The 256-nt window shown below is 57.0% G+C and carries 1 protein-coding gene; it reads left to right on the plus strand.

From position 1 onward, the window contains the following. On the plus strand, nucleotides 1-256 hold a 256-nt coding region (locus SB772_RS43135), incomplete at both ends, for an FAD-dependent oxidoreductase (RefSeq protein ID WP_410838914.1).

Raw genomic sequence — 256 nt, forward strand, 5'->3', positions numbered from 1 at the left:
GCAATTTCACTACGACACGGCAATCGACAGCGTCGAATCCGTGGACTGCGGCAAGATTTTGATTTCTTCCGACCAACGACGCGAAGTCTTTGATCGCATCGTCATCTGTGCCGGCGTCGGCAGTCGCCGGTTCGCTGCGATGCTGGGCGATCATGTGAACGTCTATCCAGTCAAGGGCTATTCGATCACGGTACATCTGGATGATGAACCGAGTCGGAGCAGCGCTCCCTGGGTGAGCATCCTCGATGACCGCGCG

Source organism: Paraburkholderia sp. SIMBA_030, from assembly GCF_046535245.1.
Taxonomy (GTDB): domain Bacteria; phylum Pseudomonadota; class Gammaproteobacteria; order Burkholderiales; family Burkholderiaceae; genus Paraburkholderia.